This window comes from Rhodococcus sp. IEGM 1409, assembly GCF_030056735.1.
Taxonomy (GTDB): Bacteria; Actinomycetota; Actinomycetes; order Mycobacteriales; family Mycobacteriaceae; genus Rhodococcus_F.
The window spans coordinates 82,747-96,730 of the sequence record NZ_JASHKN010000012.1 but is presented as its reverse complement, the minus strand read 5'-3'; the positions used below and the strand labels follow the sequence as shown (position 1 = coordinate 96,730).

Below are 13,984 nucleotides of genomic sequence, written 5' to 3'. Positions count from 1 at the left end.
AACGCGTCGGTCTTCGCCTCCTTAGCTCAGTGGTAGAGCACTCGCCTTGTAAGCGAAAGGTCGTCGGTTCAATCCCGACAGGAGGCTCCGAACGTAGAGGCACTCACCGAGAATTTGGTGGGTGCCTCTGTGTTTGCCGGGGCGCTGTGTTTGCTCGGGCGCTGTGTTTGCCTGCCCGGTTCAGTTGGTCTCAGGCTTGTTCGTAGCCTGGCGCGGGTCGATCGCGCCGTCGATGTACTGCTGGGCGATCACTCGCAGTTTGACGTTGCTGCGCTGCGAGTCCTGGATGAGGATGCGGAATGCTCGGTCGGCGTCGACGCGGTGGGTGCCCATGATGATGCCCTTGGCCTGTTCGATGACGCCTCTCGATTCGAGTGCTCGCTCGAGGTCCATCGCGTGCTTTCTGGCGATGTCCAGGCGCTGCGAGCTGTGCAGCGCGTAGGCAGAGGTCACGGCGAACAGTTGAAGCAGTGCGACGTCGGCTCCGGTGAAACCTCGGAGGTCGTGACTGTAGAGATTGAGGGTCCCCAGCGGGCGATCTCTACCGGGCAACGGCATCGACAAGAAACTGACGGCACCGACTGCCTTTGCCGCGCTTGCGAATTGAGGCCAACGGCTGTGGGCTTCGCTGGCATGTGCGCGGACAACCGTGCCCGTGCGTGACGACGTCACACTCGGTCCGTAGTCCAGTCGGAATTGAATCGAGTCGACGGTGCGAACAAGTTGGTGGGTGGCGGCTACGGTTCGGAACGTCGAATCCGAACCGCCGATGGTAATTCCGGCCATGTCGGCGTCGGCGATGAGGTCGACGGCGTGTTTGCAGACCTGTTCGAGGAATTGCTCTGCCTGGGCGTGTGGATCCAGGTGCGCATAGAGCGATTGCAAGGCGTCCGAGGCGGCGTCCAGGCTGTCCTGCGACGCGGAATTTCGGCCCCCGGTGGGGCCGCGGTGTTCTGCTCTGGCAATGCGCGGCGCCGTCATTGTCTCAACCACCCTTCCCCATCACGTCGCAGGCATGTCCGATTCGTCTCATTGTTGCACCGGACTAACTGTTGTGCACTCTGTTTCAGTGGACAAGTGTCTGATGGGCTGGACGGTTATGTGGGGTGCGCCACGTATGCCCAATCGTGATGTTTGATTCGGCCATTAGCGGGTAGTGCGCCGATCTTGGAATTATGTTGTCCTGCAACAGTTAACGTGAAAACTGCGACCGGGGTACAAGTTTTCTCCGCAATGGCGCGCAGGTCGCGAACTTGGCCTATTGTCAGCGCCAGCGCACAATCTTGTACGCGTAACCCGCAGACAGTGAAGGGGATACGACGATGAACGGACTGATCGCGGCTCTGAACAGTGGAATGACCGTTGGCTTGGCCAACACGATCCTGACTTTCGGCGGAATCATCATCAATCTCAATATCGTGATCAACAACTGACCGCGTAATCGGCGAGTAACCGTTCGTTATGCCGATTCGATCGGAAGGTCCGGCCCTGGGCGCTCGCTCTTGCTCTTGAGCCACCGATTGGGAAGCTTCCCGGCCAGTTCTCCGAGTGGACCGACTGCAGCACTGAGGATTCCGACTGTTTCCTGAAGCACCTCGATGCTCGCGCTCATACGCTCGAGGTTGGGAGCGAGGGAAGTCAAGGTGTCGGACAGTGCAACGATCTGGTCAAGCGGGCCGCCTTCGGCGATGAGCCGCTCGAAGGCGCCGTTCTCTGCCAAGAGTGTTTCGAGGATGCCGTTCTCGGCCAGTGCGCGATCGATGACGCCGTCCTTGGCAGTCAGGCGTTCGACGGCACCGTCCTGTGCTGTCAGGCGTTCGAGTGGGCCATCCTCGGCCATCATTCGGTCGAGGAGTCCGTCCGGGGCAAGCAACCGCTCCAAAGCGCCGTTCTCGGCGAGAACTCGATCCAACGGTCCGCCCGGGGCCAGAAGTCTTTCGAGTGGTCCACCGGGAGCGAGTAGTCGTTCGAGAGTGCCGTCGGGTGCAGTCAGTTTGTCGACCGGACCGCCAGGTGAGAGCAGCCGGTCGAGCGGCCCACCGGGGGCCAAGGCCTGCCCGATGGGCCGATCGTCTGCAGTAAGCGATGACAACTGCTGGATCATCTGCATGGGTCCGCGGGGGCTTGCCAGGGTGGCAGCGCCCGCCGTCACGGCGCCGGTGTTACTGACGGCGATACGAACAGTCGTCACTGTCAGCTCGGCGATTCCCAAACTGATCTCTGCGGCTGCAATGCCCGCGCGTAGGGGAAGCGTGAGCATCTCCAGCAGTTTCATGCGTTAACTGTAACCGGTAACACACAAACACTCACCTGGATCGCCGGTCAGTGAAGGACCTTCAGGCCGACGACACAACCGACGATTCCCAGGATCAGCAGAATCTTGACGATCGACGTGGACTCCGCGCCGGTAACCATCGCATATCCCACGGTCAGGGCGGCGCCGATGCCGACCCAGACCGCGTACGCAGTTCCGATGGGAAGGGTGCGCATTGCATACGCGAGGCCCGCCATACTGACGATCAGGCCGAGGATGAAGACAACGGTGGGCGACATTTTGCTGAATCCGTCGGACTTACCGAGTGCGGTAGCCCAGACAGCTTCGAAAAGTCCGGAAATGACGAGCACGATCCATGCCATGGTGAACAACTCCCAAGGCACCGTCTTTTCGCTGGCCGGGTACGGTGCGCTCGTCCGGATGTCGTCGTTGACCAACCAACCATAGCAACAGAATTCTGCGTTCCGACCCGGTCAGCTGGCGATTTAGGTCACCACCGCCGTTCGAACTCTCTTCAGATGGATGGTCGTCATGGCCACTACGATCGTCGCCGTTGCAGCGAGAACAGCCAGAGGAATCGGCGTGTTCACCGTGACAGGGCCGTGTTCGACGAGCGGACCGTTCGACCACCCGAATTCCTGCACGTCAGGCTCCAAGATGGTCGCTGAAACCGAGAACAGCGTAAGAGTGAAGGGCAGTACCGCCCCGCTCGAGACTGCCCCGAAGGCAACAGGCAGGCAAGACGCGACGGCCAATCCCAACGCCAGCGGCAGAACAACGACGTACGAAACCGTGGTGAGGGGGCTGTCCGACAGTCCCGAGAGTGCGCTCACGCCAAGGAGTCCCAGCCCGAGTTGGGGCATCGGTCGTTTCCATCCGACGACGACGCCGAGCGCCAGGGCAGCAGCGCCCGCGAGCACCGCCCAAGTCCAGTCGGAGGAAAAGTGGGTCGTGCTGACCGAAACCGCGCTGACTGCCAGTCCAACGAGTATGAAACGGCCGTCGTGTGGCGACAAGCGCCAGGCCAGTGCGACCGTTACGGCAATCGCGATCACCACTGCAGTCACCCAGGACCCATGTGATGTCGACGTCGAGCCCAACCACACGTAGAGAACCGTGAATGCCAGGGGCAGAACAACTCCCAGCGTCACCAGGCGCACGCCGACGTCGCCCGGCTCCTGATTTGGTCGTGCGACTGCGGCGACTCCGCCCACGAGAAGGGTTGCAGCGAGAAGAATCCAGACGGGAATCGTGGACGGCAGGGGGTAGGAATCGCCCGGAAGTGTGAGCGACCACCTGACGACGCGATCGCGCCACAAGTCAGCGGCGCCGAAGTACAGGGTCGTCGTGGTTACGCCGAGTGCGAGAGCGATTTGTGCTCCGCGGTGACCCGTCGTCGGAAATGCCGCTGCCGCGAGGAAAGCGCCTGCTCCGATTGCGTTCAGAGTCACAGAAATCTGGGCGGAGATCAAAACGAATGCTGGTAGCGCGATGGCGAGGGCGCCAGCTGCAGTGAAGACGGTCGCGAGTCCGCCACGGGGCCGTAAAGCCGAACCCACTGATCCCGGCTACGTTGCTGCATCATTCGTCGCATTTTCGCACAATTCTCCGATGCGACTGATCGTCACATCGCCGTGCGGATCCATCCAAACCGGCTCTCCATTATGAAGTCGAGGAACAAGCAGATGGCGTCCTCGACTGCGCCACTGGACGAAGTCGTAGCCGGTTAAATTGGTCTGAACGGACGATCGACAACAACTTTTGATCCGAATCGCAGGCAACGTAGATCTTGGGCAACAGCCGCGAGGGCCTGTGCCCAAGACTCCGGTGGCGCGAAGCCAGGATCCTCTCCGGGATCGGAGTTGTTGGTGAACAGAGGAATACGCCACGTCAAGCAGTCCCTGTTCCACAGTGGAGGTAGTGACATGCCGCGTCCTTCCGATTCGTGGGGCCGCATCCCAGCGTTCACAGGAATCTCCCAGCGAACGTACAGCGAGAATCCAGTGGCAGGGGAGAAGATAGTTCTCGTGACCGACAAGACACCTGAAGCCCGCATCCTCGTCGTCGACGACGAACCCACCATCGTGGAGTTGCTCTCCGTGAGCCTCCGGTTCCAGGGCTTCGAGGTGGCAACTGCGTCGAGCGGTGCCCAAGGCCTGGATGTCGCACGGACTTTCCGCCCTGACGCGATCGTTCTCGACGTCATGATGCCCGGGATGGACGGGTTCGGTCTGCTCCGACGCCTCCGCGCCGACGGTGTGGACGCGCCGGTTCTGTTTCTGACGGCGAAGGATTCGCTCGACGACAAGATCAGCGGCTTGACGCTCGGCGCGGACGACTACGTGACCAAGCCGTTCAGCCTCGAAGAGGTCGTGACGAGGTTGCGGGTCATCCTGCGCCGCGCCGGCCGCGGTGTCGCGCCGGAGCAGTCGCCGCGAGTGAAGTTCGCCGACATCGAACTCGACGACGACACCCGCGAGGTCTGGAAGAAGGGCGAACTGGTTGCACTCTCACCCACCGAGTTCACGCTGCTCCGATATTTCATGGTCAACGCCGGGACGGTTCTCAGCAAGCCTCGGATTCTCGACCACGTCTGGAACTACGATTTCGGCGGGGAGGTCGGAGTTGTCGAGTCCTACGTGTCCTACCTGCGTCGCAAGGTGGATACGGGGGAGACGCCGCTGATTCACACGTTGCGTGGGGTCGGCTACGTGATGCGTGAACCGCGGCAATGATCGCCGCCGCGGAAAACGACCAACTGCAGAAGCGAGGTCGTTTCCGTCTCCATTCACTGCCTCTGCGCTTCACCCTGGTTGCGGCCTTGCTGGTGTTGGCAGCGCTGGGTCTGTTGGCGTCGGGCGTGGCGGTCACTTCTGCTCTCGAGAATTCATTGACCCAGCGAACCGACAAAACGCTGTACGAGGCGGTTGACGGTTGGGCAAAGCCGCACACCAGAGATCTACAGCCGCCCAGTGACGTCGGCCCGGACACCCGCCCACCGAGCCCCTTCTTCGTTCGGACAGTGACCCCGGACGGTCGGGTGATCATCCTGAACGACAAGTCGACGACCACGGAACCCGACCTGTCGAAAGATTCCACCAACGGCCCGATCACCGTCGGATCGAGCGACGGTTCGGACGTGAACTGGCGAGTGCTCACGACGGTCCGCGACGGCACGACCACGACTATCGGTGTGCGACTGACGGACAACGAGCAGACCGTCGACGACTTGGTCGGTCTGCAACTCGGCATCGGCCTGGTTGTCCTGCTGATCCTCGGCGGCGGAGCGTATTTCGTGGTTCGCAGGAGCCTGCGTCCCCTGGTGGAGGTGGAGGAAACCGCCGCTGCCATTGCCGCCGGCGACCTTCATCGACGCGTTCCGGAGCGCGACGACCGCACCGAAGTCGGCCGATTGTCGGTGGCACTCAACGGAATGCTCGCGCAGATTCAACACGCATTTGCTGCGACCGAGGCTTCGGAGGAATCAGCACGGCGTTCCGAGGAGAAGATGCGTAGATTTGTCGGCGACGCGAGCCACGAGTTGCGCACACCCTTGACGACTATCCGCGGATTTGCGGAGTTGTATCGCCAAGGGGCGATGACGGATACGGAAACGCTGATGAACCGAATCGAGGGTGAGGCGTCGAGGATGGGTCTCCTGGTCGAGGACCTTCTCATGCTTGCCAGACTCGACGAACAGCGACCGCTCGAGAACAAGCCGGTGGATCTGCTTGCGGTTGCGGCGGATTCGGTGCAGGCGGCGCGAGCGATCGCACCGGATCGAACCGTCAAACTGCAGATGACCGGCGGCCCGGGCCTACCCGAGGTGCACGGCGACGAGGCCAGACTGCGTCAGGTAGTCGCCAATCTGGTGGGCAACGCGATCAAACACACGCCGCCGGATGCGACGGTCACAGTTCGTGTCGGTACAACCGAGAACTCCGCGGTGGTCGAGGTTTCTGATACCGGTCAGGGCCTGAGTGAAGAGGATGCCGCGCGGATCTTCGAGCGTTTCTACCGCGCGGACACCTCTCGCACCCGCGAGAGCGGAGGCTCCGGTCTCGGCCTGTCCATCGTCTCGGCTTTGGTTGCAGCGCACGACGGAACCGTCAGCGTCGAGACGGCCCTCGGGCAGGGGACGACGTTCCGCGTCGAATTGCCGCGTGATCCGAAGGACGACTGACGAGGAACTGCCGAAACCTGTTTCTCAGAAGTAGGTATGCACCGTGCCGACGACACGGTAATCCGAATCGACTTCGGGAATGAGCGACCACTTGTCGAACGTGGTGCAGGGATGCGAGATTCCGCAACCGAGCAGATCTCCGACCTGCACGTCGAAGTCAGCCGGAACGTCGACGTACGCGTGCTGGTCGTTGAGTGCGGTGATCGTCAGTTCTCGCGCTGATCGGTTGGATCCGTCGCGTCGGTGCCACAGGACTATGGGAAAGCCGGCGTCGGAGCCGACGTCGCGACGACCGAAGCCCAGGATCGCGCGGCCGGGCTCAGGTATGGAGAGCACTACGCCCCAGACTTCAGCGGCTCCCTGCAGGGTTCGCGGACCATCCGCCCACGGCGAAGTCTCGGCATAGAGACCGTGATCGTGGGTGATGTAGCAACCGCTGCGCAGTACGACGCGTACACCGTTGTCGAGTGCCCACCGGCCGGCCAGCTCGCGCACCACAAGATCGTGAAATGCGCTGCCGCCGAACGTGACCAGTGGTCTGGGAGCCTTCGCGGAGTTGTTCTCGAACAGGTTCTCGGAGACACAGATTTCCGTGAAAACCCGCGCGGATTTGAGATATGAATCGACGGAAATGCGGCGGGCGGCTACCGAGGCTCCGGGCATCATGCCCTCGAAACCCTCGACTCCGGTGACTGTCAACGAAGGAGCCTGCGACGCTGCGCGTGCAACATCGAGAGCTTGCTCGACAGTGCGAGCGCCCGCGCGTCCGCTGTCGTAGCCGAGTTCGACGAGAACCCGGATACGGCTGGCCGGTGAGACTTTCGCGATCAACTGTTCCATCAGCCGGACGCTCTCGACGGAGTCGACGAGGGTGGTGACGAAGAAATCGGGGTCGGTGGCCTGGGCGTCGCAGATCCACCGAATGCCGGCGGGATCGAGAACCTGGCTGGCGATGATGATCGTGTCCACACCGAATTCACGCAGAATGCGTGCCTGCGCAACGGTTGCCGCCGTCATTGCCCAAGCCCCGGCGTCGAGTTGCCGACGAACCAGTTCGGGGCTCATCGTGGTCTTCGCGTGGGGCGCCAGATCCACATCGTGATCGGAACAGAACTGTGCCATGAGGTCGACGTTGTGCGCGATCGCTGCACGATTGAGTGTCATCACGGGTAGCAGGAGGTTGCCGTCGAGTGCAGAGATCCCCAGCGGCTCGAGGTCGGAGCCGTCGCGACCTTCGAGGTCGGTGCCGAATGCCTTGTGCTGCCAACCGATCGGGGGGTTCGCGAAATGCGTCATGGCATCGATTGTGCCGTTGATTGCAGACGATGTGTTCATGTGTAGTGACTTTCTGTCAGAACTATGCAGGTCAGAACGTAATCGGGCTACGAGCGGCGTACCGGGCGACCGGGCAACGCGTCCTCGACCACGACACCGCCTTCGACGACGGGTACTCCGCCGACCAGCACGCGGCTGATTCCGGTGGAGGGACGGGTGCCGTCGATGTAGGTGGCGTTGTCGGTGATCCGCTCGGGGTCGAAAACGAGGATGTCCGCGTCGCTGCCGGGGCTGATCCGACCTTTCGCCGACATCGAGGGAACCGACTCCTCCAGAATCTGCGCGGGGATCAACGAGCAGCGCGCGACGATCTCCGACAGCGACAGCAGTTGACGCTCGCGGTACAGCGTACGAATCGCACGTGCATAGGTACCGGCGCCGCGGGGATGGCCGAGTGCCTTCTCCGGCAATGGCCACTGCAATGCGTCGGCAGACGAGCGGCCAGGCCAGGTCAGTGGCATCGCGTCGCTCGCGATGGCGGCGCGGTCGAAAGTCATCGCCCTTTCGAGGAAATCGCGCTGCACGGTGTCGTTCTCGTCGAGGAACTCCACCAGCACCAGTCCACCGGGGTCCGTTGCCCGAAGATGTTCCAGCTGTTTGCGGTCCGCGATACGTTCACCGGTGGGTACGAATGTCAGCGATCGTGGTGTCAGATTCATCAGGTGCAGCTTGTCGGGATCGAGAAACGCAGCTCCGACGGCCGTCGACCCGGAACCGTACGGATACGCCTCTGTCGTGACGCGCGATCCGGCAGCCTGAACCTGCGCCACCACCGACAGCGCATGGTCGACGTGCATTCCCGAGGTGCTGTTGACGTGGCAGTAGTGCATGTGTGCGCCGGTTTCGGCTGCTGCACGGGCGATTTCGAAGGCACCGTCCACCGGGCTCGACGGATCGGCCGAGATGAGCGGGCGTGCATGGGTGTAGGTGGGAACTCCGGCGCGGGCCGCGAGATCCGCCACCTGCAAGTACTCGGCCGGATCGGATTTCGGGGCGTACCCGACCACCACACCGATACCGAGAGCGCCTGCGGCTAGATCGTTTTCGAGAAGTTCGAGAATGTGTGCACGCTGGGCGGCGGTGGGCTCGCCTTGCCAGCTCGGGGAACCGACATGGTGCAGGAGAGTTCTGATGTCGCCGTCGGGGTCGGCTCCCGAGAGTTCGATCATTCGGGCGTGAGCCCACGACGTCGCGTAGCCGTAGTTGATCGGGCGCCCCTCGGCGCCGGCCCGCGCATATGCCTTCGCAACAGGAATGACGCCGGCTTCCAGCTCGAGGGCCGTCGTGACTCCGTCCAATGCCTGAAGTCGCTGCTCGGCGATTTCCTGTCCGTGGCTGTGCAGGTCGATGAATCCGGGGCAGATCACCTGACCGGTCACGTCGATCGTCTGCCGGGCTTCGATCGCGTCGTGACCCCAAGCCGAGACCTTGCCGCCGGTGATCGCGATGTTGCGAACCTCGTCGGTCCCCGATGCGGGATCGACGACGCGGCCGCCGGTGAACACGATGTCGTGGACCTGCATCAGAGTTGCACTCCTGTCGTTGGTCGAACCGCCTGGCCCGGCGAATGTCCCGATGGTTTCACGGCTCGGGTATCGGATTCTGGTGTGAACGTCCCAAATGGAGGCCGACTCACCGTTCGACCGGACAAGAAACCGATGCCGTCGAGTGTGAAGGTGAAAGCGAAGGCACCAATTCATCCGATTGAGATTGATGGAGGACAGGAATGCACGTCTATATTTCGGTGGACATGGAGGGTATCGCGGGTATCGCGACGCTCGATCAGACGATCCGCGGCGGTGGCGGCTACCACCGTGCGCAGATGCTCATGACCGCCGAGACCAACGCTGCGATCGCCGGTGCGTTCGACGCCGGTGCGACGAGCGTCCTGGTCAACGACAGCCATGGAACGATGGACAACCTGCTTCACGCCGATCTGGACCCACGGGCGCGCCTGATCTTCGGATCACCGAAGATGCAGTGCATGGCGGAGGGGCTCACGTCCGATCACGACGTCGCCTTGTTTGTCGGCTACCACGCGCCCGCCGGTGGCCCCGGCGTCCTGGCGCACACGTTCTCGAGTTTGTTCGCGGACGTCCGCCTCGACGGAAAGTCCGTCTCCGAGACCGACGTCAACACCCTCTACGCTGCGACGCAGGGTGTTCCCGTCGGCCTGGTGACGGGCGACGACGTCATCTGCGGCCTGGTGGACGCAGCCTCGCCGACAACGGAGACCGTCGAGGTGAAGAAGGCGCACGGTTGGTCGGCGACCAATTCGCTGCCGCCTTCGCTGGCTTGCGAGCAGATCCGGGCAGGCGCCGAGCGTGCGGTGCGCAAGGCCGACACGCTGAAGCCCGTCGAGCTGCGTGACGAATGGACGCTCGAGATCGTTCACCCCACCACCACGGGAGCTGAACTCGCCGAGGCCGTTCCCGGATCACGACGGATCTCGGATCGCACGATTTCGCACACACTCGGTAGCGTCGACGACATTCTCGGTCTGATCACTGTCAATGCTCGGCTCGCAGCCGCAGGCGTCTCGACGATCGTGGCAGTCGCCAATCGCACGTAATGCAGTAGCGACTCGATCTCGAAATGCCGCCGACACCGTGTGTGTCGGCGGCATTTGTCATCTGTTGGGGCAGAACATGTTCCGATCGACCAAACGATGCTTCGGGTATTGGTGGAACGGACCAATGCGGTAGACGTGTTCGCTGTCACACTTCATCAGGCTTTTCAATGCTCTATTCGATGCGGCACAAGACAATCCGGGAGGCTTGATGAAGGCGGAGCGCGTCACAGTGGAAGATCCATCGCACGCAAGTGGTGGAGCGGTTCGAAACATGATGGACAACAAGTCGATTCGACGCACAACCACCGTTACGGTCGGACTGCTCAGTACGATCTGGTTGATCGACATGGTGGATCGTGTGATGATCGGGCTTGCGCTTCCGATGATCGGCGATGAATTCTCCCTCAGTAGTACACAGTTGGGCGGAGTGGTCTCGGTCTTCGCGATCTTCTACATGCTCGGGCAGGTTCCCGGCGGCATGCTGGCCGACCGCTTCGGGCCCCGGCCACTGTTGATCGTGGCTTTGATCCTGTGGTCGGTGTTCACCGCATTGACAGGGTTCGCGTGGGGTCTCGTCTCGCTGATGGTCATGCGTGCGATGTTCGGCATCAGCCAGGGGCTCTTTCCGGCTGCGTCGTTCAAGGCTTTGGCAGAGCGGACGCGTCCGAAAACCAGAGCAACCGCTATGGGTTTCATGCTCGGCGCCAACAATCTCGGCCCCGGCGTCGCACCGCTGATCATCGCGCCGGTTCTCATGGCGGTGGGGTGGCGTGACGCGTTCTGGCTGGTGGCGATCGTCGGCGCCGTGATCGGCACGGTGGTGTGGTTGGTGCTGCCGGCACCGTTGGACACGGAAATCTCGGAAGATCCCGAGGCTGCGCTGCAACCTTTGGCGAGTGAGCACTCCCGCGCCGCGGTGTTCAAGTCTGCGTCGGTCTGGAAGTTTGCGATTCTGTTCTGCCTGAGCAACATGTCCGCATACGGGCTGATGACCTGGGTGCCGAGTTATCTGCTCAACGACAAGGGACTCTCGCTGATCGACACGGGGATCTTTGCCGCGATCCCCTTCATCGTCACGGCGCTGGCCACGATTCTGGGCGGGCGATTGGTGGACAAGTACTTCCACGACCGGGCTCGGATTCTTCTGGTTCCGTGTATGGCCACGTCGGCAGTTCTGTTGTTCCTGATGACCACCGCCGACACCGTCGCGATGTTCACGTTCTACGAGACCTTGGCTCTAGGCATCAGCGGTCTGTGTTCGATGTCGATCTTCGCGATGCCGTTGCGGGCACTTCCCGCCGAATTCCTCGGTTCCGGAATGGGTTTGATCAACGGTTGTGGTCAGTTCGCCGGTTTCATCACCCCGCTCGTGATGGGATGGATGGTGGACCAGTTCTCGTACATGGCTGCATTCGGAGTCCTGGTCGGAGCGACGAGCGTTGCCGCGTTGGTGGCCATGATCGTTCCGCAGACCCCGGCGAAATTCTGAGAAGGAGACCGAAGATGTCGGCAACGGACGGCACACGAAAGATCGAAGACGACGTCGTCACCGATTTTTCCGAGAAGATGAGTTACGGGGCTTACCTCGGGCTCGATACCCTCCTGGATTCGCAGCATCCGGTGAGCGAGCCGGAGCACCACGACGAACTTTTGTTCATCATTCAGCACCAGACGAGCGAGTTGTGGCTCAAGCTGTTTCTCCACGAGATACGGGCGGCCAGAGCAGCTATAGCTGCCGACGACATCCGGGTCGCTTTCAAGCGCATCGCACGCGTCAAACACATCCAGGCCACACTGACCGAGCAGTGGTCGGTGTTGGCGACACTGACGCCGGCGGAGTATGCGGAGTTCAGAGGCGTTCTCGGCAACTCATCCGGATTCCAGTCGTACCAGTACCGCGCCGTGGAATTCGTGCTCGGAAACAAGAACGCGGACATGCTGAAGGTGTTCGAATCGGATCCGTCTGCCCACCAATTGTTGGAGACCCTGCTCGGGGAGCCGACACTGTACGACGAGTTCTGGCGATACCTGTCCAGGCAGGGCTACGACGTTCCGGCGTCGGCTCTCGAACGAGACGTCAGCGCGCCCTACGTGCGCAACGACGAGTTGATTCCGCTGGTCAAGGCAATTTACGAGAACGTCGAGCAGCACTGGACGGCGTACGAGGCATTCGAGGAGTTGGTCGACCTCGAGGAGAGCTTCCAGTTGTGGCGGTTCCGGCATCTTCGGACGGTGCTGCGGGTGATCGGTATGAAGAAGGGGACCGGCGGTTCGAGTGGTGGTGCCGGGTTCCTGCAACGTGCGTTGGAGTTGAGCTTTTTCCCCGAGCTGTTTGCCGCCCGAACCGAGATCGGAACCTGACATACCTGCTTCATGACACACGGCTGCCTATTACGCCCAGCTGTTCGTGACACACGACGAATCCCGGCTCGAAGGACAGGAGTCTTGGACAAGATCCGGCCGGGGTGGTTCGACCAAGCTGAACTTGCGAAGTTTGCAAGTCGGTGACAGGAGAGCGTCGGAGTGGACAAGAAGACAATGGTGGCGGACCTGGCGGCACTGGTAACCGCCGAGTCGCCCAGTTCCGACCTCAGCGCAGTCGATGCGTGTGCGGACGTGGTGGCCGAGATCGGCGAACGCCATCTCGGGAGCGCACCGGAACGTATTCGCATCGACGGTCGTCAGCACTTGCGTTGGTCCTTCGGCACGGAGCCGAAGGTGATGCTCCTGGGCCATTTCGACACTGTCTGGCCGCTCGGAACGCTCGCGGAGTTGCCCTGGTCGGTCACCGACAACATCGCCACCGGACCCGGAGTCTTCGACATGAAGGCCGGCATCGTCCAGCTCTTCCATGCGCTCGCATCGCTTCCGTCGCTGGACGGGGTGGTCGTGCTCCTCAATTCCGACGAGGAAATCGGCTCCCCGACCTCGCGCGCACTGATCGAGGAGCAAGCGCGTCAGGTCGACGCTGTGCTGGTCCTCGAGGCCGCAGCCGACGGCGCGGTGAAGACGGCACGCAAGGGCATGTCGCTGTACTGCGTCGACATCGAGGGACGCGCTGCTCACGCCGGATTGGAACCGGAGCGAGGTGTGAACGCTGTCGTTGAACTGGCGCATCAGATTCAGGCGGTTGTGGAGCTCGCGGATCCGGCGGCGGGAACATCAGTGGTTCCGTCGGTGATCAGTGGCGGAACGACGACCAATACCGTTGCAGCGCAGGCGAAACTGTGGTGTGACGTTCGGATGTGGTCGGCGAAGGAACAGGAACGCATCGATCGTTCGATCCGCGCGCTGGTACCGGTACTGGCCGAAAGTCGAATTTCGGTAACCGGCGGACCCAACCGTGGGCCACTGGAATCCGCGTCGTCGGAGAAGCTGTACTTTCTCGCTCATCAGGTCAGCAGTGAGAGCGGGTTGGGGATGCTGCGCGACTGCGCCGTCGGCGGTGCCTCGGACGGAAACTTCACCGCTGCAGTCGGAACCCCGACGTTGGACGGCCTCGGTGCCGTCGGCGGTGGTGCCCATGCAGCCACAGAACACGTAGAGATAGATCAGATGATCCCGCGCGCCACGTTGTTGGCCGGTCTGGTGACTCGAGTCCTGGAGGGAGGACTGTGAC

At 62.0% G+C, this 13,984-nt stretch carries 12 protein-coding genes, 1 tRNA gene and 1 riboswitch; of the genes, 7 read left to right on the top strand and 6 right to left on the bottom strand.

The window, feature by feature from the left end; genetic code table 11:
* Window positions 1-15: 15 nt before the first annotated feature.
* Window positions 16-87: transfer RNA gene (locus QM716_RS25615), tRNA-Thr, on the top strand.
* A gap of 93 nt (window positions 88-180) precedes the next feature.
* Here QM716_RS25615 and QM716_RS25610 read toward each other — a convergent pair.
* The 4 genes from QM716_RS25610 to QM716_RS25595 form a co-directional block, all read right to left on the bottom strand.
* Window positions 181-981, bottom strand: coding sequence for a GAF and ANTAR domain-containing protein (locus QM716_RS25610; protein ID WP_283306987.1), 801 nt, complete (start codon window positions 979-981; stop codon window positions 181-183).
* 478 nt (window positions 982-1,459) lie between these two features.
* Window positions 1,460-2,275, bottom strand: a complete 816-nt coding sequence (locus tag QM716_RS25605) for an ABC transporter (RefSeq protein ID WP_283306986.1) — start codon at window positions 2,273-2,275, stop codon at window positions 1,460-1,462.
* A gap of 47 nt (window positions 2,276-2,322) precedes the next feature.
* On the bottom strand, window positions 2,323-2,637 hold the full coding sequence (locus tag QM716_RS25600) for a DMT family transporter (RefSeq protein WP_230815099.1): 315 nt from the start codon (window positions 2,635-2,637) through the stop codon (window positions 2,323-2,325).
* 14 nt (window positions 2,638-2,651) lie between these two features.
* Window positions 2,652-2,714: riboswitch (guanidine-III (ykkC-III) riboswitch) on the bottom strand.
* A 46-nt stretch (window positions 2,715-2,760) separates the two neighbouring features.
* A complete protein-coding gene (locus QM716_RS25595) occupies window positions 2,761-3,834 on the bottom strand; it encodes a hypothetical protein (RefSeq protein WP_283306985.1) in 1,074 nt (357 codons plus the stop codon).
* A 468-nt stretch (window positions 3,835-4,302) separates the two neighbouring features.
* Between QM716_RS25595 and QM716_RS25590 the strand changes: the two genes are divergently transcribed.
* Both QM716_RS25590 and QM716_RS25585 read left to right on the top strand, forming a co-directional pair.
* A complete protein-coding gene (locus QM716_RS25590; RefSeq protein ID WP_003945656.1) occupies window positions 4,303-5,010 on the top strand; it encodes a response regulator transcription factor in 708 nt (235 codons plus the stop codon).
* Entirely contained in the window at window positions 5,007-6,458 is a 1,452-nt protein-coding gene (locus QM716_RS25585) for a sensor histidine kinase (RefSeq protein ID WP_283306984.1), read from the top strand. Before QM716_RS25590 ends, QM716_RS25585 begins: the two co-directional genes overlap by 4 nt.
* 24 nt (window positions 6,459-6,482) lie before the next feature.
* Here the strand turns inward: QM716_RS25585 and QM716_RS25580 are convergent, their stop codons facing one another.
* Window positions 6,483-7,793, bottom strand: a complete 1,311-nt coding sequence (locus QM716_RS25580; RefSeq protein ID WP_283306983.1) for an alanine racemase — start codon at window positions 7,791-7,793, stop codon at window positions 6,483-6,485.
* 47 nt (window positions 7,794-7,840) lie between these two features.
* Window positions 7,841-9,316, bottom strand: a complete 1,476-nt coding sequence (locus QM716_RS25575) for an amidohydrolase family protein (protein WP_283306982.1) — start codon at window positions 9,314-9,316, stop codon at window positions 7,841-7,843.
* 203 nt (window positions 9,317-9,519) lie between these two features.
* On the opposite strand from QM716_RS25575, the gene QM716_RS25570 reads away from it, so the two are divergent.
* The 4 genes from QM716_RS25570 to QM716_RS25555 all read left to right on the top strand — a co-directional run bounded on the left by QM716_RS25570 (window position 9,520) and on the right by QM716_RS25555 (window position 13,983).
* Window positions 9,520-10,365 (top strand): M55 family metallopeptidase, encoded by an 846-nt coding sequence (locus tag QM716_RS25570; protein WP_283306981.1) that lies wholly within the window; start codon window positions 9,520-9,522, stop codon window positions 10,363-10,365.
* Between the two features lie 208 nt (window positions 10,366-10,573).
* The gene (locus tag QM716_RS25565) at window positions 10,574-11,854 is read left to right on the top strand and encodes an MFS transporter (RefSeq protein WP_283306980.1); all 1,281 of its coding nucleotides are present in this window, start codon (window positions 10,574-10,576) and stop codon (window positions 11,852-11,854) included.
* A gap of 14 nt (window positions 11,855-11,868) precedes the next feature.
* The gene (locus QM716_RS25560; protein WP_283306979.1) at window positions 11,869-12,726 is read left to right on the top strand and encodes a tryptophan 2,3-dioxygenase; all 858 of its coding nucleotides are present in this window, start codon (window positions 11,869-11,871) and stop codon (window positions 12,724-12,726) included.
* Between the two features lie 162 nt (window positions 12,727-12,888).
* Window positions 12,889-13,983: a M20 family metallopeptidase gene (locus QM716_RS25555; protein ID WP_283306978.1), complete on the top strand. Its 1,095-nt coding sequence runs from the start codon at window positions 12,889-12,891 to the stop codon at window positions 13,981-13,983.
* Window position 13,984: the final 1 nt, after the last annotated feature.

What these genes read in the sequence shown, in the direction of transcription:
- QM716_RS25610 (WP_283306987.1), bottom strand. Translation starts at nt 981, where the DNA reads ATGACGGCGCCGCGCATTGCCAGAGCAGAACACCGCGGCCCCACCGGG.
- QM716_RS25605 (WP_283306986.1), bottom strand. Translation starts at nt 2,275, where the DNA reads ATGAAACTGCTGGAGATGCTCACGCTTCCCCTACGCGCGGGCATTGCA.
- QM716_RS25600 (WP_230815099.1), bottom strand. Translation starts at nt 2,637, where the DNA reads ATGGCATGGATCGTGCTCGTCATTTCCGGACTTTTCGAAGCTGTCTGG.
- QM716_RS25585 (WP_283306984.1), top strand. Translation starts at nt 5,007, where the DNA reads ATGATCGCCGCCGCGGAAAACGACCAACTGCAGAAGCGAGGTCGTTTC.
- QM716_RS25580 (WP_283306983.1), bottom strand. Translation starts at nt 7,793, where the DNA reads ATGAACACATCGTCTGCAATCAACGGCACAATCGATGCCATGACGCAT.
- QM716_RS25575 (WP_283306982.1), bottom strand. Translation starts at nt 9,316, where the DNA reads ATGCAGGTCCACGACATCGTGTTCACCGGCGGCCGCGTCGTCGATCCC.
- QM716_RS25570 (WP_283306981.1), top strand. Translation starts at nt 9,520, where the DNA reads ATGCACGTCTATATTTCGGTGGACATGGAGGGTATCGCGGGTATCGCG.
- QM716_RS25565 (WP_283306980.1), top strand. Translation starts at nt 10,574, where the DNA reads ATGAAGGCGGAGCGCGTCACAGTGGAAGATCCATCGCACGCAAGTGGT.
- QM716_RS25560 (WP_283306979.1), top strand. Translation starts at nt 11,869, where the DNA reads ATGTCGGCAACGGACGGCACACGAAAGATCGAAGACGACGTCGTCACC.